Origin of the sequence: Arthrobacter sp. (assembly GCF_048266065.1) — a bacterium.
GTDB lineage: Bacteria > Actinomycetota > Actinomycetes > Actinomycetales > Micrococcaceae > Arthrobacter_H.
The window spans coordinates 46,903-72,337 of record NZ_JBLXAH010000006.1; the positions used below are offsets into that span (position 1 = coordinate 46,903).

General features: G+C 68.6%; 21 protein-coding genes. 20 read left to right on the forward strand and 1 reads right to left on the reverse strand.

The features are described from left to right. Positions 1-31: 31 nt before the first annotated feature. The 20 genes from ACN0TP_RS11040 to nrdR all read left to right on the forward strand — a co-directional run bounded on the left by ACN0TP_RS11040 (position 32) and on the right by nrdR (position 24,566). On the forward strand, positions 32-1,864 hold the full coding sequence (locus tag ACN0TP_RS11040; protein WP_417218927.1) for a peptidoglycan D,D-transpeptidase FtsI family protein: 1,833 nt from the start codon (positions 32-34) through the stop codon (positions 1,862-1,864). Then, on the forward strand, positions 1,858-3,510 hold the full coding sequence (locus tag ACN0TP_RS11045; RefSeq protein WP_417218929.1) for a UDP-N-acetylmuramoyl-L-alanyl-D-glutamate--2,6-diaminopimelate ligase: 1,653 nt from the start codon (positions 1,858-1,860) through the stop codon (positions 3,508-3,510). The genes ACN0TP_RS11040 and ACN0TP_RS11045 overlap by 7 nt, the downstream gene beginning before the upstream one ends. A gap of 12 nt (positions 3,511-3,522) precedes the next feature. Further along, the gene (locus tag ACN0TP_RS11050; RefSeq protein ID WP_417218931.1) at positions 3,523-5,007 is read left to right on the forward strand and encodes a UDP-N-acetylmuramoyl-tripeptide--D-alanyl-D-alanine ligase; all 1,485 of its coding nucleotides are present in this window, start codon (positions 3,523-3,525) and stop codon (positions 5,005-5,007) included. Next, on the forward strand, positions 5,004-6,110 hold the full coding sequence (gene mraY / locus ACN0TP_RS11055) for a phospho-N-acetylmuramoyl-pentapeptide-transferase (protein WP_417218933.1): 1,107 nt from the start codon (positions 5,004-5,006) through the stop codon (positions 6,108-6,110). Before ACN0TP_RS11050 ends, mraY begins: the two co-directional genes overlap by 4 nt. Beyond that, complete coding sequence (murD, locus tag ACN0TP_RS11060) at positions 6,092-7,627, forward strand: UDP-N-acetylmuramoyl-L-alanine--D-glutamate ligase (RefSeq protein ID WP_417218935.1); 1,536 nt, start codon at positions 6,092-6,094, stop codon at positions 7,625-7,627. Before mraY ends, murD begins: the two co-directional genes overlap by 19 nt. 9 nt (positions 7,628-7,636) lie before the next feature. After that, entirely contained in the window at positions 7,637-9,046 is a 1,410-nt protein-coding gene (ftsW, locus tag ACN0TP_RS11065) for a putative lipid II flippase FtsW (protein WP_417218936.1), read from the forward strand. Further along, the gene (gene murG, locus ACN0TP_RS11070) at positions 9,043-10,185 is read left to right on the forward strand and encodes an undecaprenyldiphospho-muramoylpentapeptide beta-N-acetylglucosaminyltransferase (RefSeq protein ID WP_417218938.1); all 1,143 of its coding nucleotides are present in this window, start codon (positions 9,043-9,045) and stop codon (positions 10,183-10,185) included. The genes ftsW and murG overlap by 4 nt, the downstream gene beginning before the upstream one ends. A 4-nt stretch (positions 10,186-10,189) precedes the next feature. Further along, the gene (gene murC / locus ACN0TP_RS11075) at positions 10,190-11,587 is read left to right on the forward strand and encodes a UDP-N-acetylmuramate--L-alanine ligase (RefSeq protein WP_417218941.1); all 1,398 of its coding nucleotides are present in this window, start codon (positions 10,190-10,192) and stop codon (positions 11,585-11,587) included. Further along, positions 11,584-12,327: an FtsQ-type POTRA domain-containing protein gene (locus ACN0TP_RS11080; protein ID WP_417218942.1), complete on the forward strand. Its 744-nt coding sequence runs from the start codon at positions 11,584-11,586 to the stop codon at positions 12,325-12,327. The genes murC and ACN0TP_RS11080 overlap by 4 nt, the downstream gene beginning before the upstream one ends. 196 nt (positions 12,328-12,523) lie before the next feature. Continuing rightward, entirely contained in the window at positions 12,524-13,753 is a 1,230-nt protein-coding gene (ftsZ, locus tag ACN0TP_RS11085) for a cell division protein FtsZ (RefSeq protein WP_417218944.1), read from the forward strand. Between the two features lie 85 nt (positions 13,754-13,838). After that, the gene (locus ACN0TP_RS11090; protein ID WP_417218945.1) at positions 13,839-14,642 is read left to right on the forward strand and encodes a polyphenol oxidase family protein; all 804 of its coding nucleotides are present in this window, start codon (positions 13,839-13,841) and stop codon (positions 14,640-14,642) included. A 10-nt stretch (positions 14,643-14,652) separates the two neighbouring features. Continuing rightward, entirely contained in the window at positions 14,653-15,438 is a 786-nt protein-coding gene (locus ACN0TP_RS11095) for a YggS family pyridoxal phosphate-dependent enzyme (protein ID WP_417218946.1), read from the forward strand. Positions 15,439-15,506: 68 nt separating this feature from the next. Then, a complete protein-coding gene (locus ACN0TP_RS11100) occupies positions 15,507-16,013 on the forward strand; it encodes a cell division protein SepF (RefSeq protein WP_417218947.1) in 507 nt (168 codons plus the stop codon). Between the two features lie 14 nt (positions 16,014-16,027). Next, entirely contained in the window at positions 16,028-16,318 is a 291-nt protein-coding gene (locus tag ACN0TP_RS11105; protein WP_417218949.1) for a YggT family protein, read from the forward strand. A 168-nt stretch (positions 16,319-16,486) separates the two neighbouring features. Continuing rightward, positions 16,487-17,236: a DivIVA domain-containing protein gene (locus ACN0TP_RS11110; RefSeq protein ID WP_417218950.1), complete on the forward strand. Its 750-nt coding sequence runs from the start codon at positions 16,487-16,489 to the stop codon at positions 17,234-17,236. A 96-nt stretch (positions 17,237-17,332) separates the two neighbouring features. After that, the gene (gene lspA / locus ACN0TP_RS11115; protein WP_417218951.1) at positions 17,333-17,920 is read left to right on the forward strand and encodes a signal peptidase II; all 588 of its coding nucleotides are present in this window, start codon (positions 17,333-17,335) and stop codon (positions 17,918-17,920) included. Then, positions 17,917-18,852, forward strand: coding sequence for an RluA family pseudouridine synthase (locus tag ACN0TP_RS11120; protein ID WP_417218953.1), 936 nt, complete (start codon positions 17,917-17,919; stop codon positions 18,850-18,852). The genes lspA and ACN0TP_RS11120 overlap by 4 nt, the downstream gene beginning before the upstream one ends. 167 nt (positions 18,853-19,019) lie before the next feature. Further along, positions 19,020-22,526 carry a DNA polymerase III subunit alpha gene (gene dnaE / locus ACN0TP_RS11125; protein ID WP_417219398.1) on the forward strand — a complete coding sequence of 1,169 codons (3,507 nt, stop codon included), beginning with the start codon at positions 19,020-19,022 and terminating at the stop codon, positions 22,524-22,526. Between the two features lie 58 nt (positions 22,527-22,584). Then, a complete protein-coding gene (hisD, locus tag ACN0TP_RS11130) occupies positions 22,585-23,952 on the forward strand; it encodes a histidinol dehydrogenase (protein ID WP_417218955.1) in 1,368 nt (455 codons plus the stop codon). A 122-nt stretch (positions 23,953-24,074) separates the two neighbouring features. After that, the gene (gene nrdR, locus ACN0TP_RS11135; RefSeq protein ID WP_417218957.1) at positions 24,075-24,566 is read left to right on the forward strand and encodes a transcriptional regulator NrdR; all 492 of its coding nucleotides are present in this window, start codon (positions 24,075-24,077) and stop codon (positions 24,564-24,566) included. A gap of 28 nt (positions 24,567-24,594) precedes the next feature. Here the strand turns inward: nrdR and ppgK are convergent, their stop codons facing one another. Next, the gene (gene ppgK / locus ACN0TP_RS11140; protein ID WP_417218959.1) at positions 24,595-25,401 is read right to left on the reverse strand and encodes a polyphosphate--glucose phosphotransferase; all 807 of its coding nucleotides are present in this window, start codon (positions 25,399-25,401) and stop codon (positions 24,595-24,597) included. Positions 25,402-25,435 lie beyond the last annotated feature (34 nt).

Sequence of the window (25,435 nt, forward strand, 5' to 3'; positions counted from 1 at the left end):
ACCGATCAGCAACGCAAGCAAGGGATGAATTATGGCCAGGCCGCCCGCCCGGAACACTACGAAGAAGCCACCGCGCACTGAACCGCGTCGGCTACGCACCGGCTTGGCCATTGCCATGGTGCTCCTCGTCCTGCTGGGAGGCCGGCTGTTCCTGGTGCAGGGGTTGGACCCCGCGGCCGAAGCCAACGACGCAGTGAAGCAGCGCACCCGCACCGTGGACGTCCAGCCCGTGCGTGGCAGCATCCTGGACTCATCCGGCAAGATCCTTGCCGCGAGCTTCGAACGGTATGACCTGGTCGTGGACCAGCGACAGGTCAAGACCGAATTCAAGCGCAGAAACGACCAGGGCGGCCGCGATGTCGTGCAGACCCAGGATGCGATCAAGGACCTCTCATCGATCCTGGGCATCGACGAGCAGGAGCTGACCACCTCGATCGTCGGGGCGGAGGGGGCCAAAAAGAAGGGCTACTCCGTGGTGGCCAAGGGGATCACCCCGGAAACGCGCAACAAGGTGCTCAAGGTCGGCCTGCCCTGGATTACCAGCCAAAACCGTTTTGAACGCGAATACCCCAACGGCACCATCGCTGGTTCGGTGTTGGGCTTCCTGCGTTCGAGCGAAGACGGAACCTCCCAAACCGGAGCCGAAGGACTGGAGCTGAGCCAGGACCGGGCGTTGTCCGGCACCCCGGGCAAGAAGACCTATGAAATCGGCGCCGACGGGATCAGGATTCCCATGGCCACGCTCAAGGAAAAGGAAGCCGTTGACGGCAAGGACGTCAAGCTGACCATCAACAGCGACGTCCAGTGGGCCGCGCAAGAGGCCGTGATGGCCAAGCAGAAGCAGTTCAACGCCGAGTGGGTCAACGCGGTCGTGGTCGAGGTCAAGACCGGCAAGATCCGAGCTCTCGCCGATTCCACCACGGTCGATCCCAATGACCCCGGGGCCACGGACGCCAAGTTCCGCCGGTCCACCACGGTGTCCCAGGCATTTGAGCCGGGTTCCACCGGCAAGGCGGCAACCTTCTCTGCGGCACTCGAGGAGGGAGTGGTGAAGCCCACCGACCACTTCAAGGTTCCGCACTCGTTCAAGATCGGCGGCGAGGTCATCCACGATTCGCTGAAACACCAGACGTTCAACATGACTGCCGCGGGCATCTTCGCACGGTCCTACAACACCGGCACCACGATGATCGGCAGCAAGCTCACCAATGAGCAACGCTACGAATGGATGAAGAAGTTCGGCATCGGCCAGGACATCGACATCGGACTGCCCGTGAACAAGGGCATCTTCGTCACACCTGACCGGTGGGACCGCCGCCAGCAGTACACCACCATGTTCGGCCAGGGCTACAGCCAGACCGCGCTGCACACCGCCAAGATCTTCCAGACCATCGCCAACAACGGCGTCCAGATCGAGCCGTCCCTGATCGAGTCGTACATCGACCCGGATGGGACCGAGCACGAACGCAAGGACGTCGCCAAGACCCGTGTCATTTCCAAGAAGACCTCGCAGGAAATGCGGCGCATGATGGAAACGGTCGTCACCGACGGCACCGGCTATGCGATGGACATTGACGGCTACCGAGTCGGCGGCAAGTCCGGCACCGGCCAGGCAGCTGGCCCGACCGGCAAACTCGACGGCTACACCAGCTCCTTTGCCGGCATGGTGCCCATCGATGACCCCCAATACCTGGTGGTCGTCACCATGCAGCGTCCACAGGGCAACTGGCGCAGTTTCAGCGTTGCCGATACCTTCAAGACGATCATGTCCCAAACCCTGAACAGCTACAACGTTCCGCCCACGACCGAGAAGCCGAACCCCTACAAGGTCTTCGTCGGCAAGCGGCAGAAGTACGGATGGTAGGCAACGTGGAGCCCACGCCCCAAGAAGCGGAACGCGCGTTCCGACCCGATCCCGCCCCCCGGGTCACGATCCGAGAACTGGCGGCACGCCTGGCAGAACGCGGCATCTCGGCCCGGGTGGACGGCGACGCAGACGTGGTGGTCTCCGGAGTCTGCCTCGACTCGCGTGCCGTACTCCCGGGTGACCTCTACGCTGCAGTACCCGGCGCGCGCAGCCACGGAGCGGACTTCGCCGCTGCGGCTGCCGCTTCCGGGGCCCACGCCCTGCTGGCAGATCCCGCCGGGGCCCAGCGTGCACAGAATGCGGGCCTTCCGGTCCTCGTCGTCGACTCAGTGCGCGCCGCAGTGGGTCCGCTGGCAGCCTGCCTGTACGACCAAGGGGAAAGCGGACCGGCACTGCTCGGCGTCACGGGGACCAACGGCAAAACCACGACGACGTACTTCATCACCTCCCTGCTGGCAGCGTTGGGCCAGCGCACCGGACTGATCGGCACCATTGAGATCCTGGCCGACGGCACGCGCATCCCCAGCGTGCTGACGACTCCGGAGGCCCCCCAGCTCCATGCCCTGCTCGGACGCATGCGCTCGGCGGGGGTCGACACGGTGGCGATGGAGGTCTCCTCGCACTCCATCGACTACGACCGCGTCGGGGGAATGCGCTTCGACGTCGCCGGCTTCACCAACCTCACCCAGGACCACCTGGACCTGCACGGCAGCATGGAGGCGTATTTCGCCACCAAGGCACGGCTCTTCGACGTCGGGCGCTGCGAGCGGGCCGTCATCACCGTTGACGACGACTGGGGGCGACGGATGGCGCGGAGCTCCAGCGCCGAGGTGTTCACGCTGCGGACCCACACCACGAACCCCGGCCACGAGGACCTGCCCGGCAGGGCCTGGCACGTGGCATCCCTGACCCCCAGCGGGCTCGGCCACGACTTCGAACTGCGCGGACCCGGCGGCGTCGTCCTGCGGGCACACACCGGTCTGCCGGGACTCTTCAATGTCTCCAACGCCGCGTTGGCGGTGCTGATGGTCCACGCCTCCGGAGTCCCCGCCGCGGACCTGCAGCACGTGCTGGATACCGCCGACCCCCTGACCGTGGCGGTACCGGGCCGGATGCAGGTGATCAGCCGCGAACCAGCAGGCATCGTTGATTTCGCGCACAACGCGGATGCGCTCGAACGGGCCATCGACGCCGTCCGCGGGGACCGCCCCGGCGCCCGGGTGATCGTCGTCTTCGGCGCCACGGGGGACCGCGACGCGACCAAGCGCCCCACGATGGGATCCGTCGCCGCCCGACACGCCGATGTCGTCATCGTCACAGATGATGATCCCCACGGCGAGGAGCCCGGGGGAATCCGCCGGCAGGTCCTGGACGGTGCCCTGGACGCGATCGCCGCCGAGGGGCTGTCCAGCCACGCCGTCGAGGTCTTTCCCCGGGCCGAGGCCATTGCCGCTGCGGCCGCCATGGCCCGGCCGGAGGACACCATCCTGGTCGCCGGCCGGGGCCACGAGGTCTGGCAGGAGGTCAACGGGGTGAATGTCGCGCTCGATGACCGGGTCGAGCTGCGTCGTGCCCTCGACGCTGCAGGATCCGGCCGCGGCCCCGCCGCGACAGATGCCGCCGACCCCGCGGGCAACGGGTAAAGTCGGAGAGCCATGATTGAACTGACTACAGCCGACCTTGTGTCCATCACCGGTGGCCGCATCACGGCCACCGCCGACCCCGGTGCCACCGTCGCGGGCGTCGCCACCGACTCGCGCGAGTGCTCCGAGGGCTGGCTCTTCGTCGCCAAGCCCGGCGAGGTGTCCGACGGGCACCACTTCATCGACCGGGCCTTCGCCGCGGGCGCCGTCCTGGCGTTGGCCGAACACGAGACGCTCGACCCCGACGGCGCGGTGCATCCCGCGGTGATCGTTCAGGACGCCGTGATTGCCATGGGGCAGGTGGCGGCCCACCTCGTCGCGCTGCTGCGCCAACAGGGCACGCAGGTCGTGGGGATCACCGGTTCGGCCGGCAAGACCACCACCAAGGACCTGCTCGCCGCCATCCTGGCGACGGCAGGGCCGACCGTGGCGCCGATCGGCTCCTACAACGGAGAGGTCGGCGTCCCGCTGACAGTCTTCGGTGCGACCACCGACACCCGCTACCTGGTCATCGAGATGGGTGCCACCGGCATCGGGCACATCACCTACCTGACGGACATGGTCAAGCCGGACACCGGCGTCGTCCTGTGTGTGGGCACCGCCCATGCCGGGGAATTCGGTGGCGTGGAGAACATCGCCCGCGCCAAGGGCGAACTCGTCGAGGCATTGCCCGTGGACGGCACTGCCATCCTGAACCTGGACGACCCCCGGGTGGCAGCCATGGCATCGCGCACGCGGGCCACCGTGCTGGGCTTCAGCATGGACGACGACGGCTCCGGCGCTGCAGTGTCCGCCACGGACATCGTGATCGGCGCCGATGGCTGCCCCGAATTCACCCTCACCTTGCCCGGTGGCCACTCCCATCGGATCCGCAGCGGGCTGATCGGGCGCCACCACGTGGCGAACCTGCTCGCCGCCGCGGCGGCAGCCCACGCGCTGGGGATCGATGGCGCCGTGATTGCCGGGACCCTGCAGGACCGGGGGCCGGCCAGCCGGTGGCGCATGGAACGCACCGAACGGGCCGACGGTGTGAGCATCATCAACGACGCCTACAACGCGAACCCCGAATCGATGCGGGCGGCCCTGCGGACGCTGGCCGAGCTCGGCCTGCCCGGAGCCGACGGCACGGCCCGGCGCACCTGGGCGGTCATCGGGGAGATGCTCGAACTCGGCGCCGATTCCATCCACGAACACGACCTCATCGGCCGCCTGGCCGTGCGGCTCAACATCAAGAAGCTGGTGGTGGTCGGCCGGGGGGCGAAGGCCGCCCACAACTCCGCGGTCCTCGAAGGCAGCTGGGGGGACGAGGCCTACTTCGTCGAGACCCCCGACGAGGCCGAGCAGTTGCTGCAGGAACAGCTGGAACCCGGAGACATCGTTTTGTTCAAGTCCTCCAACTCATCGGGCCTGCGCCACCTGGGCGACCGGGTGGCCGCACACGCCGTGCCGTCCGGACCCACCGGCACGCCAGCCACCGGGATCGGGGGTGCCCGGTGATCGCACTGCTCGTCGGCGCCTCGATCGCCCTGGTCATCACGTTCGTGGGGACCCCCGCCTTCATCAAGCTGCTCACCCGCAGGAGCTACGGCCAGTTCGTCCGCGACGACGGTCCCACCTCCCACCACACCAAGCGCGGCACCCCCACCATGGGCGGGGCACTCATCGTCTTCGCAGTGCTCGTGGCCTACTTCGGCACCCACGGCATCCTGATGCTCACGGCCGATCATTCGCCCGGGCCCACGGCCAGCGGCATGATCCTGCTGTTCCTGATGGCGGGGATGGGCTTCGTCGGTTTCCTGGACGACTTCATCAAGATCTCCAAGCAGCGCAGCCTCGGGCTGCGGGCCTGGCAGAAACTCACCCTCCAGGCCGCCGTCGGCATCGTCTTCGCCGTCCTGGCCCTGCAGTTCCCGAACGGCAAGGGACTCTCCCCGGCCTCCACCCACATCTCCATCACGCGGGACACCGCCATGGACCTGGCCTTCTTCGGTCCCGTCATCGGCGTCATCCTGTTCATCATCTGGTCCAACGTCATCGTCACCGCAGCCACCAACGGCGTGAACCTGACAGATGGCCTGGACGGACTCGCCACCGGTGCATCGATCATGGTCTTCGGGGCGTACACGCTCATCGGCATCTGGCAGTTCAACCAGGCCTGCGGCTCCTCCCGGTCCATCGGCTCCGTCTGCTACGAGGTCCGCGACCCCATGGACCTGGCGCTGCTGGGGGCGATCCTCAGCGGTGCGCTGGTGGGCTTCCTCTGGTGGAACACCTCCCCGGCGCAGATCTTCATGGGCGATACCGGTTCGCTGGCCATCGGCGGTGCCGTCGCGGCGTTCGCGATCCTCTCACGCACCGAGATCCTGCTGATCGTGCTCGCCGGGTTGTTCGTGATCATCTCGCTCTCGGTGATCATCCAGGTGGGCTTCTTCAAGCTCTCCGGCGGCAAACGCGTCTTCCTCATGGCCCCCCTGCAACACCACTTCGAACTCAAGGGCTGGGCCGAGGTCACCATCGTCGTGCGCTTCTGGATCCTCTGCGGGCTGCTGGTCGCCGCCGCAGCGGGCATCTTCTACGGTGAATGGGTGCTGGGGCTGTGAGCACGGCACTGGAGCACCTGACCAGCTGGGACGCCGACTGGAAGGGCCTGCGGGTGGTGGTCGCCGGGCTGGGCCTGTCCGGATTCTCGGCGGCCGACACCCTGATCGAACTCGGCGCCGACGTCGTGGTGGTGGACTCCGGCACCGGAGGGGAGAACCCCTCACGCGCCGATACCCTGAAGATAGTCGGCGTGCGCGAGGTGCTGCTCGGCGCCGAACAGGCCAAGACCCTCCCGCAGGTCAACGGCCAGGCCGCCGACCTGGTCATCGCCTCCCCGGGCTGGCCCCCACACCACCCGCTGTTGCGTGCCGCCGCCGAGGCGGGGATCCCCATCTGGGGCGACGTGGAACTGGCCTGGCGCGTGAACCAGCGCGCCGGACGCAAGACCGCCGACTGGCTGGTCATCACCGGCACGAACGGCAAGACCACCACCGTGGGCATGACCGAGGCCATGTTGCGGGCCGCCGGGTTGCGGGCCATCGCCGCCGGCAACGTCGGCACACCGATCCTCGACGCTGTCCGCGACCCCGAGGGCTACGACGTCATCGCCGTGGAACTCTCCAGCTTCCAGCTGCACTACACCCACACCATGTCCCCGCTGGCTTCAGTGGTGCTGAACATCGCCCAGGACCACGTGGACTGGCACGGTTCCTTCGAGGACTACATGCAGGCCAAGTCCAGGATCTACGAGCGGACCCGCGTCGCTGCCGTCTACAACGTCGAGGCCCCCCGGACCGAGGCCATGGTCGAGAACGCCGACGTGGTTCAGGGATGCCGTGCCATCGGCTTCACCACCGGGGTGCCCGCCCGCAGCATGCTCGGTGTCGTGGACGACCTGCTGGTCGACCGCGCCTACATCGACAACCGGCACGACTCCGCCGCCGAGCTCGCCTCGTTGGAGGACTTCGGGGGAGTGGCGCCGCGCCACATGGTCGCCAACGCCCTGGCCGCCGCCGCGCTGGTGCGCGCCTACGGCGTGGGCGTCGAAGCCGTCCGCGCCGGCCTGCGCGGTTTTGACCGCGGCGAGCACCGCATCCAGGCGGTGGCCCGTCGCGATGACATCCTGTGGGTCAACGATTCCAAGGCGACCAACCCGCATGCCGCCGCCGCCTCGCTGGCGGCCTTCACCTCGGTGGTCTGGATCGCCGGAGGCCTGTCCAAGGGCGTCGACTATACCGACCTGGTCACCCGGTTTGCCGGGGCCCTGCGTGCGGTGGTCCTCATCGGCACCGACACCACCTCGCTGCGGGAGGCATTGCGGCGACACGCGCCCACGGTGCAGGTGATCGCGGTGCCGGTGAGCGAAACTGGTACACAGGGCGCGGAAGACCGGAAGGCCACGGGCACTGCGGTCATGACGGCGGCCGTCCAGGCGGCGGCCGGGGTGGCACGACCCGGTGACACGGTGCTCATGGCGCCGGCAGCCGCGTCGATGGACCAATTCACCTCCTACGCGCACCGCGGCAACGCCTTCATCGAAGCCGTGAGCCGGCTCATGGAGGACGAAGAGAACTAAGGAGAACGCGTGGAACCCCCCACAACACGCCCACCCGGAGGGACGGGACGCAAGCCCCGGATCCGCAGGACGGGCGCCAACGGGGGAAACGGCCGGCCCACCGGCCAGGAACGCTCCACCACGCGCCAGCCGCAGGAGCCGGCCCAGCCCCGACGCACCGCCGTCGTCTCCCGCACCACCACCGGCAAGACCCAGCGCCACGGCACCGGCGAACGCCCCGTGGCCCGGTTCTGGCGCTGGATCGAAGGCGACCCGGGCAAGGACGGACGCACCGGCTACTACCTGATCCTGGGCAGCACGCTGGCCCTGACGGTGATCGGGCTGATGATGGTCCTCTCCTCCTCCTCGGTCGAGGCCATCAGCAAGAACCCGGATGCCTCCTCCTACGACCAGGTCATCAAGCAGGGCACCTGGGCGGTGATCGGCGTCGTGCTGATGCTGGTCATCTCACGTTTCTCCCTGCCGACGTTCAAGAAGCTGGCCTGGCCGGCGTTCTTCATCGGTGCGTTCCTGCTGCTGCTGGTGCTCACCCCGCTGGGCCTGACCGTGTACGGCAACCGCAACTGGATCCAGCTCGGCCCCTTCACCGCCCAGCCCTCCGAGGCGGCCAAGCTGGCACTGGCCGTCTGGTCGGCCTCGGTGCTGAGCAAGAAGGCCAAGCTGATCGACCAGACGGGGCACGCCCTCATCCCCGTGCTCTTCCCCGGGGGGCTGCTGTTGATCGGGCTGGTCATGCTCGGCCGCGACCTCGGCACCGCCATCGTCATCGGCCTGGTGCTGGTCGCCACGCTCTTCCTCGGGGGCGTGCGGCTCAAGCTCTTCGCCGTGGCCGGGGTGGTCGGCGCGATCGGCGCCATCCTGATGGTCCTGGTCTCCGGAAACCGCATGACCCGCATCTACGCGTGGCTCGGACTGAACTGCGACACCGATCCGGCGGCCTGCTACCAGTCCACCCAGGGCCTCTACGCGCTGGCCTCCGGCGGCTGGTGGGGCGTGGGGCTGGGCCAGTCCCGGCAGAAGTGGAACTACATCCCCGAGGCCTCGAACGACTTCATCTTCACCATCCTCGGCGAGGAGCTCGGACTGCTGGGCACCATCGTGGTGCTGCTGCTCTTCGCGATCCTGGCCGTGGCGATGTACCGGGTCGCGGCCCGCCACCAGGACAACTTCGTGCGCATCGCCACCGGCGGCATCATGGCCTGGATCATCGGCCAGGCGTTCCTGAACATCGGCATGGTCACCGGCCTGCTGCCGGTCATCGGTGTCCCGCTGCCCTTCATCTCCTCCGGCGGTTCGGCCCTGATGCTCGCGTTGATGGGGGTCGGCGTCGTGCTCTGCTTTGCCAGGCACCGGCCCGACGCCAGCTCCGAACCGGGCACGACCCCGGCCAACCGCACCCCCAGGAAGGGCACCCGATGACCCCCACCACCTCCGCGGTGATGGCCGGCGGCGGCACCGCAGGCCACGTATCGCCGCTGTTGGCCATGGCCGACGCGCTGCGCACCGCCCGCCCCGGAATCAACGTGCGCGTCGTCGGAACCCCCACGGGGATGGAGACCCGCCTGGTCCCCGCAGCGGGCTACGACCTGGAAACCATCGCCCGCGTCCCGCTCCCGCGCCGGCCGTCGCTGGACCTGCTGAAGCTGCCGTTCCGCTTCGCCGCGGCGGTGCGCGGGGCCAAGGACATCCTGCGCCGGGCCGAGGCCGATGTGGTCGTCGGGGTCGGCGGCTACGTCTGCACCCCGGTCTACCTGGCGGCCCGCAGCCTGCGGATCCCCGTCGTCGTGCATGAGGCCAACGCCAAGGCCGGTCTGGCCAACAAGGTCGGTGCCCGGTTCGCCGCCCGGGTCGGGACCGCCTTCGAGGGCACAGGGCTCCCCGGCGCCGAACTCGTGGGCATGCCCATGCGGCCGCAGATCGCCGGATTGGACCGTGCGGCAGCCCGCGCCGACGCGCGCCGGGCCCTGGGCCTGGACCCCGACCTGCCCACGCTGGTGGTCACCGGCGGATCCTCCGGCGCCCTGTCGGTCAACACCGCGCTGATCGGCGGCCTGCGCCGGCTGGTGGGGGGCCCCGGCGCCGCGGTCCCCGGCTTCCAGGTGCTGCATGTCACCGGTGCGGGCAAGGGGATCCGGGACGACGACGGTGCCCCCGTGGCCTGGCCCGGCTACCACCAGGTCGAATACGTCGACGGGATGGAACAGGCCTACGCCGCGGCGGATCTGCTGGTGGCCCGCGCCGGGGCCGGGACGGTGTGCGAAATCGCCGCCGTCGGGTTGCCCGCGGTGCTGGTGCCGCTGCCGATCGGCAACGGCGAACAGGCGCTGAACGCCAGGGGGCTGCAGGCCGCCGGGGCGGCACGGGTGGTGCCCGACGAGGAGTTCACCGAAGACTATGTCGCGACAGTGCTGCCCGGGTTGCTCGGCGATGCCGCGGCCCTGCACACCATGGCGGAGGCCGCCCGCGGCCAGGGGATCCGTGATGCAGCGCAGCGGATGGCCGCGATGGTGCTCGACGCCGCGGCCGCACCCGGGACCACGCCGACGAGGGGAAACTAGCACCATGCAGCAACGACACACCGTGGCCGAACTGGGCCGCGTCCACCTCATGGGCATCGGCGGAGTGGGCGTCTCCGCCGTCGCGCGGCTGATGCTGGCCCAGGGGGTCACCGTCACCGGCAGCGACGCCAAGGACCTTCCGGTGCTCGATGAACTGCGCGCCCTGGGGGCCGAAATCCACGTAGGCTACTCCGCGGAGGCCCTGCCGGATGCCGATACAGTGGTCGTCTCCTCTGTCATCAAGGACGGTAACCCCGAATACGATGCGGCCCGCGCCCGCGGGCTGCGCATCCTGCACCGCTCCGAGGGCCTGGCGGCGACCATGGACGGCCACCACGTCGTTGCAGTCTGCGGCACCCACGGCAAGACCACCACCACGTCCCTGATTGCCGTCATGCTGCGCGAGGCGGGACTCTCCCCGTCGTTCGCCATCGGCGCCAACGTCGCGGGGCTCGGGGTGAATGCCGAGCACGGCTCGGGGCGGATCTTCGTGGCCGAAGCCGATGAGTCCGATGCCTCCTTCCTGAACTACCGGCCCGACGCCGTCGTGGTGACAAACGTCGAGGCCGACCACCTGGACCACTACGGCACCGAAGCGGCGGTGCACGAGAGCTTCCACCGGTTCGCATCGCTGCTTCCCGACGGGGGACTGCTGGTGGCGTGTGCCGATGACGCCGGGGCGCTGGCGCTGGCCGGGCGCATCCGCAGCGAACGCCCGCTGGTGCGGGTGCTGACCTATGGCTTCGCCGAGGATGCCGACCTCCGGCTCAGCGGTTCGGCCCCCGACGGTGGACGCTACGGCTGCGGGCTCCATTGGGGCGGCGGTGCCACGGAGCGGTTGTCGCTCTCGGTCCCGGGGGACCACAACCTGCTCAACGCAGCAGCGGCCTTCGCGATCGGCCTCGATTGCGGCGTCGCCCCCGACGCTGCGGCCGCCGGGCTCGCCGCCTTCACCGGGGCCGCGCGCCGCTTCGATTTCCGCGGGGAAGCCGACGGGATTCGCGTCTACGACGACTACGCCCACCATCCCACCGAGGTCCTGGCTGCCCTGCGCGCCGGCCGGGCCGTCGCGGGGGAACACGGGCGCGTGCACGTGGTCTTCCAACCGCACCTGTTCACCCGGACGCGTGAATTCTGGGCGGCCTTCGCCCGGGCGCTCTCGCTGGCCGACACCGCACTGGTGCTGGAGATCTATCCCGCCCGGGAGCAGCCGCTGCCCGGGGTCACCTCGGCACTGGTGGCCGACGCCCTGGAGACCACCGGGGGACTGGTCGCCCGGGATGAGGTGCCCGCGCGCATCGCTGACGTGGCACGGCCCGGCGACATCGTGATGACCATTGGCGCCGGAGACGTCACCGAGCTCGGCGCGGAGATCGTGGCGGCACTGGGTGGGCGCGCATGAGCCCGCGCACCACCGGCGGCCAGAATGTCGTCACCCTGCCCGAGACCCCCGGGCGTCGGCTGCGCCGTCGTGTGATCTGGGTTTCTGCCTCGGTCGTCGCCGTGATCGTGGCCCTGATGCTGGTGCTGCTGTTCTCGCCGTTGCTGGCGGTGCAGACGATCACCGTCGAGGGCAACAAGCTGGTGCCCACGAAGACCATCAACTCGGCGCTCGCACCGCTGAAGGGGGTTCCGCTGCCGCGCATCGGTCCCGCCCAGGTCAAGGACCTGCTCGCCGACCAGCCCTCGATCCAGGAAGTCGTCGTGCAGGCGCACGCCCCCGGGACCCTGGAGGTGCAGATCGTCGAATACGCGCCGGTGGCGATCGTGAAGAACGGGTCGAAGTCCTATGACCTGGTCGGCGAGGACGGACGCACGCTCTCCACGGTGGCCAAGCGCGAGAGCGTGAAGTTGCCGCTGATCGACGCGAAGAAGTCGGCACAGGATCCCGAGGTCTTTGCAGCGCTGACCCACGTCCTGGCGGCGCTGCCGGCCTCGGCGCTGAAGAAGCTCGACCACGCCAGCGCCCAGACCGTCGATTCTGTCCAGCTGTCCATGACCAACGGGCAGAAGGTCCTCTGGGGCAGCGACGAGCGCAGCGGCGACAAGGCCAGGGTGTTGACCGCCTTCCTGAAGGACAAGAACCAGCAAGGGGTCGACACCTTCGACGTGAGCACCCCCGACCACCCGGTCACGCGCTAGCCGCGGTGCTCTCCTGGACACAACAGATCACGGTAATGCAGCGACACGCGGTGGCGGTCGTTGCATGCCGGGGACTCAAAACATAGCGTCTTAGTAGCAGTTACTTGACATAACTCTAACCCTCAAGTAGAGGGTTAACGTTGGTCCGGTTGAAGCTTCCTAGACTCAGCAGCACATCGAACAAGGGAAACAGGACGTGGCAGCTCCACAGAACTACCTCGCCGTCATCAAGGTCGTCGGTATCGGCGGTGGTGGCGTCAACGCCGTCAACCGCATGATCGAAGTCGGCCTCCGCGGCGTCGAATTCATTGCGATCAACACCGACGCGCAGGCGCTCCTCATGAGTGACGCCGACGTGAAGCTCGACGTGGGGCGCGAACTGACACGTGGCCTGGGCGCGGGCGCCAACCCGGAGGTCGGCCGCCAGGCGGCGGAAGACCATGCCGAGGAGATCGAGGAGGTCATGCGCGGCGCCGACATGGTCTTCGTGACCGCCGGCGAAGGTGGTGGCACCGGAACCGGTGGCGCCCCCGTCGTCGCCCGCATCGCCCGCTCGCTGGGCGCACTGACCATCGGCGTGGTCACCCGCCCCTTCACGTTCGAGGGCCGCCGTCGTGCGACCTCGGCCGAGTCCGGCATCGACGCGCTGCGCGATGAGGTCGACACGCTGATTGTCATCCCCAACGACCGGCTGCTGTCCATCAGCGACCGCAACGTCTCGGTGCTCGATGCCTTCCGTTCCGCCGACCAGGTGCTGCTGTCCGGCGTCCAGGGCATCACCGACCTGATCACCACCCCGGGCCTGATCAACCTCGACTTCGCCGACGTGAAGTCGGTGATGCAGGGTGCCGGCTCGGCCCTCATGGGCATCGGCTCGGCCCGCGGTGACGACCGTGCCGTGAAGGCTGCGGAACTGGCCATTGCCTCGCCGCTGCTGGAGGCGTCCATCGACGGCGCCCACGGCGTGCTGCTCTCCATCCAGGGTGGCTCCGACCTCGGCCTGTTCGAGATCAACGAGGCGGCCCGCCTGGTCCAGGAGGTCGCCCACCCGGAGGCGAACATCATCTTCGGTGCGGTCATCGACGACGCGCTGGGGGACGAGGCCCGCGTGACCGTCATCGCCGCAGGCTTCGACCAGGTCGACGTCACCAGCGCCCCCGCGCAGCCGAAGCAGGTCCCGCAGCAGAACACCCAGCAGCAGGCACCGGCCCAGGCCATCCCGACGACGGTCCCGGGAACGATCCCGTTGGCGCCCGCCCAGGGATCCGCCTCCGCGCAGTCGAGCCAGGCGGGAGCCTACTCGGCCTCCTCGGCCGCGGAAGCCCCGGCCTCCGCCGGCTACGAGGAACTGCCCACCGTCGTCGAGCAGGACCTGTCCTCCTCGTCCGAGCACGACGAACTGGATGTCCCCGACTTCCTGAAGTAGCACTCCCGGACCGTTCGCGGTCCAGACGGCGCGTTGCCCGGCCCGGCCGGGCGACGCGCCGTTGCCCTATCCCGAGGTGGTCGACATGCTCCGCTACGAATTCAACGGCCCGACGCCGGCGCAGGTGGCCTTCACCTCGGTCGCCGAGGGCAACCTGGCCCTGCACGTCGGCGACCGGCCCGCAGAGGTGTTGCAGCGTCGGCGTTCGCTCGAGGCCGGCCTCGGCCTGGACGCAGGGGCCGTGCAGTTCATGAACCAGACCCATTCGGTGGTCGTCCACGAGGTGCGCTCCACCGCCTCCGGCCCGCAGGACACCGTTGGAGGGGACACCGTTGGAGGGGACACCGTCGGAGGGGGCACCGGGGGAGCGGACGCGGTGGCGTGGGGCCCGGATGCGGACGCCATGGTCAGCCCGGACGGCACGAGCGCGCTGGCCGTCCTGGTGGCGGATTGCCTGCCAGTGGTCTTTGCCGCCACCGGGGACGACGGCGGTCTGGTCTCCGCCGTGGCCCACGCCGGCCGCCAGGGGCTGCTCGGTGGCATCCTGCAGAACATCGTGGACGCCATCGTTGCAGCGGGCGGCCGCGACCTGCACGCCTGGATCGGCCCAGCCGTCTGCGGTGCCTGTTACGAGGTCCCCGCCCAGATGGCCTCCGAGGCCGACTCCGTGATGCCCGGCATCGCCGTCACCAGCCGGTGGGGGACCAGCTCCCTGGACCTGCCGGGGGCCGCCGGCAGGTTGCTGAGCGGGCTGGGCGTGCAGGTGGCCGCCACCGCGGTGTGCACGCTGGAGGATCCCGACTACTTTTCATACCGCCGTGACCAGCAGCACGCCGGCCGGCTGGCCGGCATCGTCTGGCCGGCAAGCACCGGCGCCCCGGGCGCCTAGGAGAGAACGCATGCCCACCGATTCCCCTGCCGATTCGACAGTCGCCGCCGAGCGCCGCGCGGACCTTGAGCGGCGCCTGGCCGCGGTGAACGAGCGCATCGCCGGGGCCACCCGTGCCGCGGCGCTGGACCGGTCCCCGGAACTGATCGTGGTGACCAAGTACTTCCCGGCCGCCGACGTCCGCGCCCTGCACGAGCTCGGCATCCGCCAGGTCGGGGAAAACCGTGACCAGGAAGCCGGGGCCAAGGCAGCGGAACTCGCCGACCTGGACCTGGCGTGGCACTTCATCGGCCAGTTGCAGGGCAACAAGGCCAAATCGGTGGTCCGCTATGCCACGGCAGTGCACTCGCTGGATCGCCCCTCCCTGGTCACGGCGCTGGGCAAGGCCATGCGGCGCGAGAACGAGCTGCGTGAGCAGGCTGGACGCGGCCAACGGGCACCGTTGGCCACGCTGATCCAGGTCGATCTGCGTGATGAGGCCCAGCGTGCGGGGAACGACGGCGGCGTTGGCCGCGGCGGTGCGGCACCGGCCGATGTGCAGCAGCTGGCGGACCTGGTGGCCGAGGCCGACGGGCTGGAACTGGCCGGCGTCATGGCCGTGGCACCGCTGGGCGCCGACCCGGCACCGGCCTTCGAGCGCCTGGCGGCAATTGCCGCCGACCTGCGGGCCAACCACCCGGGCGCCACCTGGATATCGGCCGGCATGAGCCACGACCTGGAACAGGCCATCGCCGCCGGTGCGACACACCTACGGGTGGGCTCCGATGTCCTCGGTCCACGTCCGCCGGTGCTGTAGCGTCGTTTCCAGCGGAGACTCAAGCGGGAGAAGACCCCCTCGCCGCGCACGATCATAAGGAGAAGACCATGGCTGGCGCCCTGCGCAAGACAATGATCTACCTGGGACTCGCCGACGGTGACGAGCACTACGAGGACGAGACCTACCAGGTGGCCGAGGCCCAACGCCCCGAACCATCCCGGGTGGAGCACGAGAAGGCCCCCATTGCCGTCGCCGCGGATCCGGAGACGGAATACCGGGCACCCGTTACCCCCATCAAGCGCGCGCCTTCTTCCAGGGACGAGGATTCTTCATTGCGGCAAATCACCACGGTCCACCCCCGTTCCTACAACGATGCCAAGATCATCGGGGAAAGCTTCCGCGACGGCATCCCGGTCATCATGAACGTGACCGACATGGGTGAAGGCGATGCCAAGCGGCTGGTGGACTTCTCCGCCGGCCTGGTCTTCGGCCTGCACGGCAGCATCGAGCGGGTCACCAACAAGGTGTTCTTGCTCTCACCGGCCACGGTCGAGGTCCTGGGTGAGGACAAGAAGTCCTCCGAGGACACGGCGACCTTCTTCAACCAGAGCTAGCCCCGCTTCGCCCCGTGGATATTCTTCTTGGACTGGTCTATGCGGTCCTGACGGTCGTACAGGTCCTGCTGATGCTGCGGATCGTGTACGACATCGTGCAGATGTTCGCCCGATCCTGGCGTCCGCGCGGGCTGGCACTGATCGTTGCCAGCTTCGTCTACCGCATCACCGACCCGCCCATGCGGTGGCTCAGGTCGCGGATCAAGCCGCTGGACCTGGGCGGCATGCGCCTGGATCTGGCGTTTCTGATCCTGTACTTCGCCATCATCATCGCCAAGGTGATTGTGCTTCAGATCGGCAGGTAGCCCACCAGGGGCGGTTCGCACCGAGGTTAGTCTTCGGTGCGGAAAACGTTATAGTCTTGAAATAGGAAGCGCGACCGGGTTGCCCGGTCGCGCTCATACCAACCGGTGTAATCGCCCTCGGGTCGCAATCAGGCGGCCGGGGAGAGAACTAAGTATCGAGGTGACCAGATGGCGCTCACGCCTGAAGATGTAGTCAACAAACGTTTCCAGCCAACCAAGTTCCGGGAGGGCTACGATCAGGACGAAGTTGACGACTTCCTGGACGAGATCGTTGTCGAACTTCGTCGCCTGACCCAGGAGAACGAGGAGCTGCGCCAGCGCGTCAGCGGCCTCGGCGGGTCCGACGCCGACACCGGCAGTGTGCCGGCACCCGTTGCGGCCTCCCCGGCCACCGAGGCTTCGGCAGCCAAGGGCGCCGACGAGAAGCCGGTCGTTGCCCCGGTCGAGGACAAGGAAGAGGCCGCCGAGGTCGCCGAGCCGGTCGTCGCCGAGGAGGCCCCGGTCACGGAGTCCGCTCCCGCCGCACCAGCACCGGCCGTGGCAGCAGCACCGGCCGCCGACTCCGCCGCTGTGGCGGCACCGGCCAACGGCGCCTCCGCCGAATCCGCTGCTGGCGTCCTGGCCATGGCCCAGCGCCTGCACGACGAATACGTGGGTGCCGGCGTCGAGCAGCGCGACAAGATCATCGCCGAGGCCCAATTGCAGGCCACCAAGCTGGTCACCGATGCCGAGAACAAGAGCACCAAGACGCTCAACTCGCTCGAAGAGCAGAAGTCGGTCCTCGAGCGCAAGCTGGACCAGTTGCGCGGATTCGAACGCGACTACCGTGCCCGCCTGAAGTCCTACATCGAAGGCCAGCTCCACGACCTCGAGTCGCAGGGCTCCATCGCGGCACCAGACGCCAAGGACAACGCCTAGCCACCCGTTTGCGGCGGGCCGCTGTGGTGGCCCGCCGAAACCATTGACTGTCGGGGGGCGGGGCTCCCGGCCGCCGACAGCACGTTAAGGACCACCATGGACCAGGACCACGCAGCACGCCCCGATGACACCGCCGCCGAGCCGCCGACGCCGGCGCGCGCCCGGCCGGCGCTGCTCGCCCTGTCCCTGGCGATCGCGGTGATCGGCATCGGGGTGGACCAGCTCACCAAGGCCCTGGTGCAGTCCACCATGGAACTCGGTGAAAAGATCGACGTGATCGGATCCGTGCTGAGTTGGCACTACATCCTCAATTCGGGGGCCGCCTTCTCCATGGGAACGTCGGTGACCTGGGTCTTCACCATCGTGATGGCGGTCGTCGTCATCTACGTGCTGACCCTGCTGCGCAAGGTCCGCTCCCGGCTGTGGGCGATCGCCCTCGGCGGGCTGCTGGCGGGAGCCACCGGCAACCTGATCGACCGGCTCTTCCGTGCGCCGTCCTTCGGCATGGGCCATGTCGTGGATTTCATCGGCGTGCGCCATTTCGCCATCTTCAACGTGGCCGATTGCTTCGTGGTCTGCTCGATGATCGGGATCTGCCTGCTGCTGTTCCGTGGCATCGGGGTCGATGGCCGGCCGATCGAGGACAAGCCGGCACGCAAGGACGGGAAAGCGGGACGGCCATGACCACCGCCTCCTTCGCCGTCACCCCCGAGGAGGCAGGACGCCGGATCGATGCCGCCGTGGCCTCCACCCTGGGTGTCTCACGCAGTACCGCCGCACAGTGGTGCACCGATGGCCACGTGCTGCTCAACGGCACGGCAACCGCCAAGTCCCGCAAGGTCGCGCCGGGCGACCTGGTCAGCGTCGAGGCACCCGAGGAAGACGACCCGCTGGAAGTGAGGGCAGAGCACGTGGAAGCCATGGGGATCCTGGCCGAGGATGATGACTTCGTGGTCATCGACAAACCCGTCGGCGTTGCCGCCCACCCCTCGCCCGGGTGGGTCGGCCCCACGGTCGTGGGCGCCCTGCTCGCCGCCGGCTACACCATCTCCACCTCGGGTGCCCCCGAACGCCAGGGCATCGTGCACCGGCTCGACGTCGGGACCTCCGGCGCCATGGTCGTCGCCAAGACCGAACGCGCCTATACGGCCCTGAAGCGGGCCTTCAAGGAACGCACCCCGGCCAAGACCTACCACGCCCTGGTCCAGGGGCTGCCCGACCCCCTGGCGGGGACCATCGACGCCCCCATCGGCCGGCACCCGGGACACGACTGGAAATTCGCAGTCCTCGAAGACGGCAGGGATTCCGTCACCCATTACCAGGTCCTGGAGGCCTTCGGCCGCGCCAGCCTGGTGGAGGTCGAACTCGAGACCGGACGCACGCACCAGATCCGCGTGCACTTCTCGGCCCTGCGCCACCCGTGCGCCGGAGACCAGACCTATGGGGCTGACCCGCGGCTGGCCGCCGCCCTGGGGCTGACCCGGCAGTGGCTGCACGCCCACCGCCTCGGGTTCCCCCATCCGGTCACGGGGGAGTGGGTCCAGGTCGAAAGCGGCTATCCCCAGGACCTGGAACATGCCCTGGAGATCATGCGCGAGGGCGACCTGCGCTATTAGCGAGGCACCGCCGTCGTGCACCGGTGGCAGTCGCCGGGCAGGGCGTGGGGATCGTCACCCGGCCCGCGCGGGGTCCTCGGCCACCGCCGGATCGGGCCTAGACTGGATCGGTGGCCAGCTCAACTCGTGACGGATTCGTCCACCTCCATACGCACACCGAATATTCCATGCTCGACGGCGCGGCACGCCTGACCGACCTCTTCGAGGAGACCGAACGCCTGGGCATGCCGGCCCTGGCGACGACGGACCATGGGTACCTGTTCGGGGCCTTCGACTTCTGGAGCAAGGCCACCAACGCGGGGATCAAGCCGATCATCGGCGTGGAGGCGTACGTCACCCCCGGGACGGCGCGCACCGACAAGACCCGGGTGCGCTGGGGCGAACAGCACCAGAAGCGCGACGACATCTCCGGCGGCGGTGCCTACACGCACATGACGCTGCTCAGCCGCAACAACGAGGGCATGCGCAACCTCTTCCGCGCCTCCTCCATCGGGTCGCTGGATTCGGTGTTCGGCAAATGGCCGCGGCTGGACCGTGAACTGCTGGAACAGTACAGTCCGGGGCTCATCGCCACGACCGGCTGCCCGTCGGGGGAGATCCAGACGCGGCTGCGGCTGGGCCAGTACGAGGAGGCCAAGCGGGCGGCCGGGGAATACCGTGACATCTTCGGGGCGGAGAACTACTACTGCGAGCTGATGGACCACGGGCTGGAGATCGAGCGCCGGGCCACGCAGGACCTGCTGCGCCTGGCCAAGGAGATGAACCTCCCGTTGGTGGCCACCAACGACCTGCACTACACCCACGAGCACGACGCCAAGGCGCACGAGGCGCTGCTGGCCATCCAGTCGGGCTCCACGCTGCTCGAGCCGAGCTACGACCAGGGCGGGTCGCGCTTTGCGTTCTCCGGGACGGGCTTCTACCTGAAGTCCCCGCAGGAGATGCGCACCCTCTTCGCCGAGTTCCCCGAGGCGTGCGACAACACGCTGGAGATCGCCGAACGCTGCGAGGTCTCCTTCAACACCGACGCGAACTACATGCCCAAGTTCCCGTGCCCACCGGGGGAGGACGAAACCAGCTGGCTGGTCAAGGAGGTCGACACCGGGCTGAAGTACAGGTACCCGAACGGGGTCCCCGACGCCTCGCGCAAGCAGGCCGACTACGAGCTGGACATCATCACGAAGATGGGCTTCCCGGGCTACTTCCTGGTGGTGGCCGACTTCATCAACTGGTCCAAGGACAACGGCATACGCGTCGGCCCCGGCCGTGGTTCCGGTGCCGGCTCCATGGTCGCCTACGCCATGCGCATCACCGACCTGGACCCGCTGCAGCACGGGCTGATCTTCGAACGGTTCCTGAACCCCGAACGCGTCTCCATGCCCGACTTCGACGTCGACTTCGATGATCGGCGCCGCTCCGAGGTCATCAAGTACGTGACCGAGAAGTACGGCGACGAACGCGTGTCCATGATCGTGACCTACGGCTCGATCAAGACCAAGCAGGCACTGAAGGACTCCGCCCGCGTGATGGGCCACCCCTTCAGCATGGGCGAGACCCTGACCAAGGCGCTGCCGCCGGCCGTGATGGCCAAGGACATCCCGCTGGCCGACATCGAGGACACCAAGGCCAAGCGCTACGCCGAGGCCGCCGACTTCCGCCAGCTGATCGCCGGCGACCCCGAGGCCGCGAAGGTGTTCGAGACCGCCAAGGGCATCGAGGGCCTCAAACGCCAGTGGGGTGTCCACGCCGCTGGGGTGATCATGTCCTCGGACCCGATCATCGACGTCGTGCCGATCATGCGCCGTTTTCAGGATGGGCAGGTCATCACCCAGTTCGACTACCCGACCTGCGAGGGCCTGGGGTTGATCAAGATGGACTTCCTGGGGTTGCGGAACCTGACGATCATTTCCGACGCGATCGAGAACATCAAGATCAACCGGGGCGTGGACCTGGACCTGGAACACCTGGAGGTCGATGACCGGGCCTCCTACGAGCTGTTGGCCCGCGGCGACACCCTGGGCGTGTTCCAGCTCGATGGCGGGCCCATGCGTTCGCTGCTGCGCCTGATGCGCCCCGACAACTTCGAGGACATCTCGGCAGTGATCGCCCTGTACCGGCCGGGCCCCATGGGCGCGAACTCGCACAACAACTATGCGTTGCGCAAGAACGGGCTGCAGGAGATCACCCCGATCCACCCCGAGCTGGAGGAACCGCTCGCCGAGATCCTGAACACCACCTACGGGTTGATCGTGTACCAGGAGCAGGTCATGGCCATCGCGCAGAAGGTCGCCGGCTACTCGCTGGGCCAGGCCGACATCCTGCGCCGCGCGATGGGCAAGAAGAAGAAGGCGGAACTGGACAAGCAGTACGCCGGCTTCCACCAGGGCATGCTCGACAACGGGTTCGGCGAGGCCGCCGTGAAATCGCTGTGGGACATCCTGCTGCCGTTCTCCGACTACGCGTTCAACAAGGCGCACTCCGCGGCCTACGGCCTGGTCTCCTACTGGACTGCCTACCTCAAGGCCCACTACCCGGCCGAATACATGGCTGCCCTGCTCACCAGTGTGGGCGACGACAAGGACAAGTCGGCCCTGTACCTCAACGAGTGCCGGCACATGGGCATCACCGTGCTGCCCCCCGACGTGAACGAATCCCAGTTGAACTTCACCCCGGTGGGCGATGACATCCGCTTCGGCATGGGTGCCATCCGCAACGTCGGCGCCAACGTGGTCAACGCCATGGTGGAGGCCCGGACCGAGAAGGGGAACTTCGAGTCCTTCAGCGACTACCTGCAGAAGGTCCCCGCCGTCGTGTGCAACAAGCGCACCATCGAATCGCTGGTCAAGGCCGGCGCGTTCGATGAGATGGGGCACCCCCGTCGGGCGTTGGCGATGATCCACGAGGAGGCCGTCGATTCGGTCATCGTGCTCAAGCGCAACGAGGCGGCCAACCAGTTCGACCTCTTCAGCGCCATGGACGATCCGGCGGCCGGGGCGGGGTTGGCCATCGAGGTGCCCGACCTGCCCGAGTGGGAGAAGAAGGACAAGCTCTCCTTCGAGCGCGACATGCTGGGCCTCTATGTCTCGGACCATCCGCTGCAGGGGCTGGGCAGCCTGCTCGAACAGCATGCGGACCTCTCCATCACCCAGGTGCTCTCCGAGGACGGGCCGCGTGACGGGCAGATCGTGACCATCTCGGGGATGATCACCTCGCTGCAGCGCCGCATCGCCAAGAACAGCGGCAACCCGTACGCCCGGTGCGAGATCGAGGACCTGGGCGGCTCGATGGAGGTCATGTTCTTCGGCCAGGCCTACGGGCCGATCGCCAGCGTGCTGGCCGAGGACCTGATCGTCGTGGTCAAGGGACGGCTGCAGCGGCGCGATGACGGCGCCGTGTCCCTGAACGCCCAGGAACTGACGATCCCGGAAATCAGCGAGGACGGGCTCGCGGGGCCGGTGGTCATCTCGATGCCGGCCCACAAAGCCACCGAGGCAGTGGTGTCGCAGTTGGGGGAGGTCCTGCAAACCCACTCCGGCAACACCGAGGTGCGGGTCAAGCTCTCCGGAACGCGCAGCGTCGAGCTCATGCGCCTGGGCATCGAATTCCGGGTCAACCCCAATCCGGCGCTCTTCGGGGACCTGAAGGTGCTGCTCGGTCCTGCCTGCCTGGACATCTGAGGTCCACGGGCCGTCGCAACAGTCGGCGGCCCGGCACCGCCCGTCGTAAACTTGGACGGTGACTTATCCAGCCAACGCCCCCGAGTCCTTCAGCGCCCTGCGCACCCTTGACCTGCGCAACACGGTGCTGGGCCATGCCGCGTTGAAGGCCACGCTGCCCCGGCCCGAGAACGACGGCGCGTCGGCGGCCGCAGCGGTCCAGGGGATCATCGACGATGTCCGCTCGCGCGGGTTCGCCGCCCTGGCCGAGCTGGCCCTGCGGTTCGACGGCGTCGAACAAACCACCACGGCGGTCCCCGCCGAGGCGCGGCGCCGGGCGCTGGAACAGCTGGACCCCGCCGTGCGACGTGCCCTGGAGGAATCGATCCGCCGGGCCAGCCGGTTCGCCGCGGCCCAGGTCCCCACGCCGGCGTCGGTGGACTTCGGCGACGGCGCCACGGTGACCCAACGGTGGGAACCGGTCCGCCGGGTCGGCCTCTACGTCCCGGGTGGCCTGGCCGTCTATCCGAGTTCCGTCATCATGAACGTCGTGCCGGCCCTGGCCGCGGGGGTGGGGTCCATCGCCCTGGCCTCGCCGCCGCAGCGCGAATTCGGTGGCCTGCCCCACCCCACGATCCTGGCGGCCGCCGAGCTGCTGGGCATCACCGAGGTCCACGCCATGGGCGGCGCCCAGGCGATTGCCGCCTTCGCCTACGGGATCGAGCCGGACTCGGGCCCCGCGGGCGCCGCGGGCATCGACCCGGTGGACGTGATCACCGGCCCCGGCAACGTCTTCGTGGCCACCGCCAAACGACTGGTCAAGGGGGCCGTGGGGATCGACGCCGAGGCGGGACCCACGGAGATCGCCATCCTGGCCGACTCCGGGGCGACCGCACGCTATGTCGCTGCCGACATGATCAGCCAGGCCGAACACGACCCGAATGCAGCGGCCGTCCTGGTCACCGATTCCGTGGACCTGGCGGACGCCGTCCGGGGCGAACTCGAGCTCCAAACCCGCACGACCAAGCACTCCGAGCGGGTGCTGGCCGCCCTGTCGGGGCGCCAATCGGCCATCATCCTGGTCGATGACCTGGAGTCCGGCCTGCGCGTCTGCAACGCGTACGCCGCCGAGCACCTGGAGATCCTGACCGCCGACGCCGCGGCAGTGGCCGCCCGGATCACCGCCGCCGGCGCGGTCTTCGTGGGGGAGCACAGCCCCGTGTCGCTGGGCGACTACAGCGCGGGGTCCAACCACGTGCTGCCCACGAGCGGGACCGCGGCCTTCGCCTCGGGCCTGAACGTGTTGACGTTCCTGAAGGCCATCCAGGTCATCGACTACCCGGAGGCGGCACTGCGCGGGGTCGGGGACCACGTGGTGGCCCTGGCCCGGGCCGAGGACCTGCCGGCGCACGGCGACGCCGTCACCCAGCGCCTCGACCACGGGTAACCCGCCCGCAGCGGGGAAACCGGACGTGGCGGACATGACATGATGGTTCCAACCGCCCACGGCACAGATCACGGCGGTGCGGGCGGAGCCCCGCCCCACGACCACGGAAAGGGATGGAGCCCATGCGTTGTCCATTTTGCAGGAACTCCGACTCCCGGGTCGTAGACAGCCGCCTGACCGAAGACGGCTCGGCCATCCGCCGGCGCCGGTTGTGCAGTGCCTGCGAACGCCGTTTCACCACGTTGGAGACCACCAGCCTGAATGTGGTCAAGCGTTCGGGCGTGGCGGAACCCTTTGACCGGGCGAAGGTCATCTCGGGGGTCGGCAAGGCCTGCCAGGGCCGGCCCGTCACCGATGACGACCTGGCGCTGCTGGCCCAGGAAGTCGAGGAAACCGTCAGGGCCTCCGGTGCCGCGGAGATCAACGCCAACGACGTGGGCCTGGCCATCCTGGGGCCGCTGCAGAACCTGGACCAGGTCGCCTACCTGCGGTTCGCCAGCGTCTACCAGGGCTTCGACTCGCTCGAGGACTTCGAGACGGCGATCGCCAAGCTGCGCAGCGAGGGCAAGGGCGCCCCCGACGCCGGGCACCAGCGGCCGCTGACCGCCGACTGACGGAACCCCGCCATTTGGGGCCCGCGCGCTACTTGCGCAGGCCGAAGTGGATGGCCGCCTGCAGTGCGCCGCCGACGATCCCCGCATTGTTCTTCAACGCAGCCGGCTTGATCGGCGTGCGCAGATCGAGCCGCGGCAGGAAGTCCTCGGAGCGCTTGGAGATCCCGCCGCCGACCACGAACAGCTTCGGGGAGAAGAGGAACTCCACGTGGGAGAAGTAGCGTTGCAGACGCACCGCGTAGTCCTCCCAGGCCAGGTCCTCGCGTTCCCGGGCGGAGGCGGAGGCCCGTGATTCGGCGTCGTGCCCGTCGACTTCCAGGTGGCCCAGTTCCAGGTTCGGGACCAGGATGCCGTCGTGGATCAGCGCCGAGCCGATGCCGGTGCCCAGGGTGATGACCAGGACCGTTCCCTCCACTCCCTCACCGGCGCCATAGCGCACCTCCGCGAGCCCGGCGGCATCGGCGTCGTTCATGACCTGGACCGGGCGGTTCAGCGCGTCGGTGAAGAGCGTGTCCACGTCCGTGTCGATCCACGACTTGTCCACGTTGGCCGCCGAGAGCGCGACGCCCTCGTGGATGATGGCCGGGAAGGTGATGCCCACCGGGGCGTCGGCGTCGGGGGCGCCCTCGCGGGACCCCAGCTCCGTGACGATCTGCGCGACGACCTCGGCGACTGCCTCCGGGGTGGAGGGCTTCGGCGTGTCGATCCGGTACCGGTCGCCGACCAGCTTGCCCTTCTTCAGGTCGACGATCCCGCCCTTGATGCCGGTTCCGCCGATGTCCAGGCCGATGGCTGTGGAGATCTTGTTCTTCTTGCTCTTCTCGTCCTTGGACATGCGGGCTCCTGTGCGGATCGGTGGGGCGGATCGG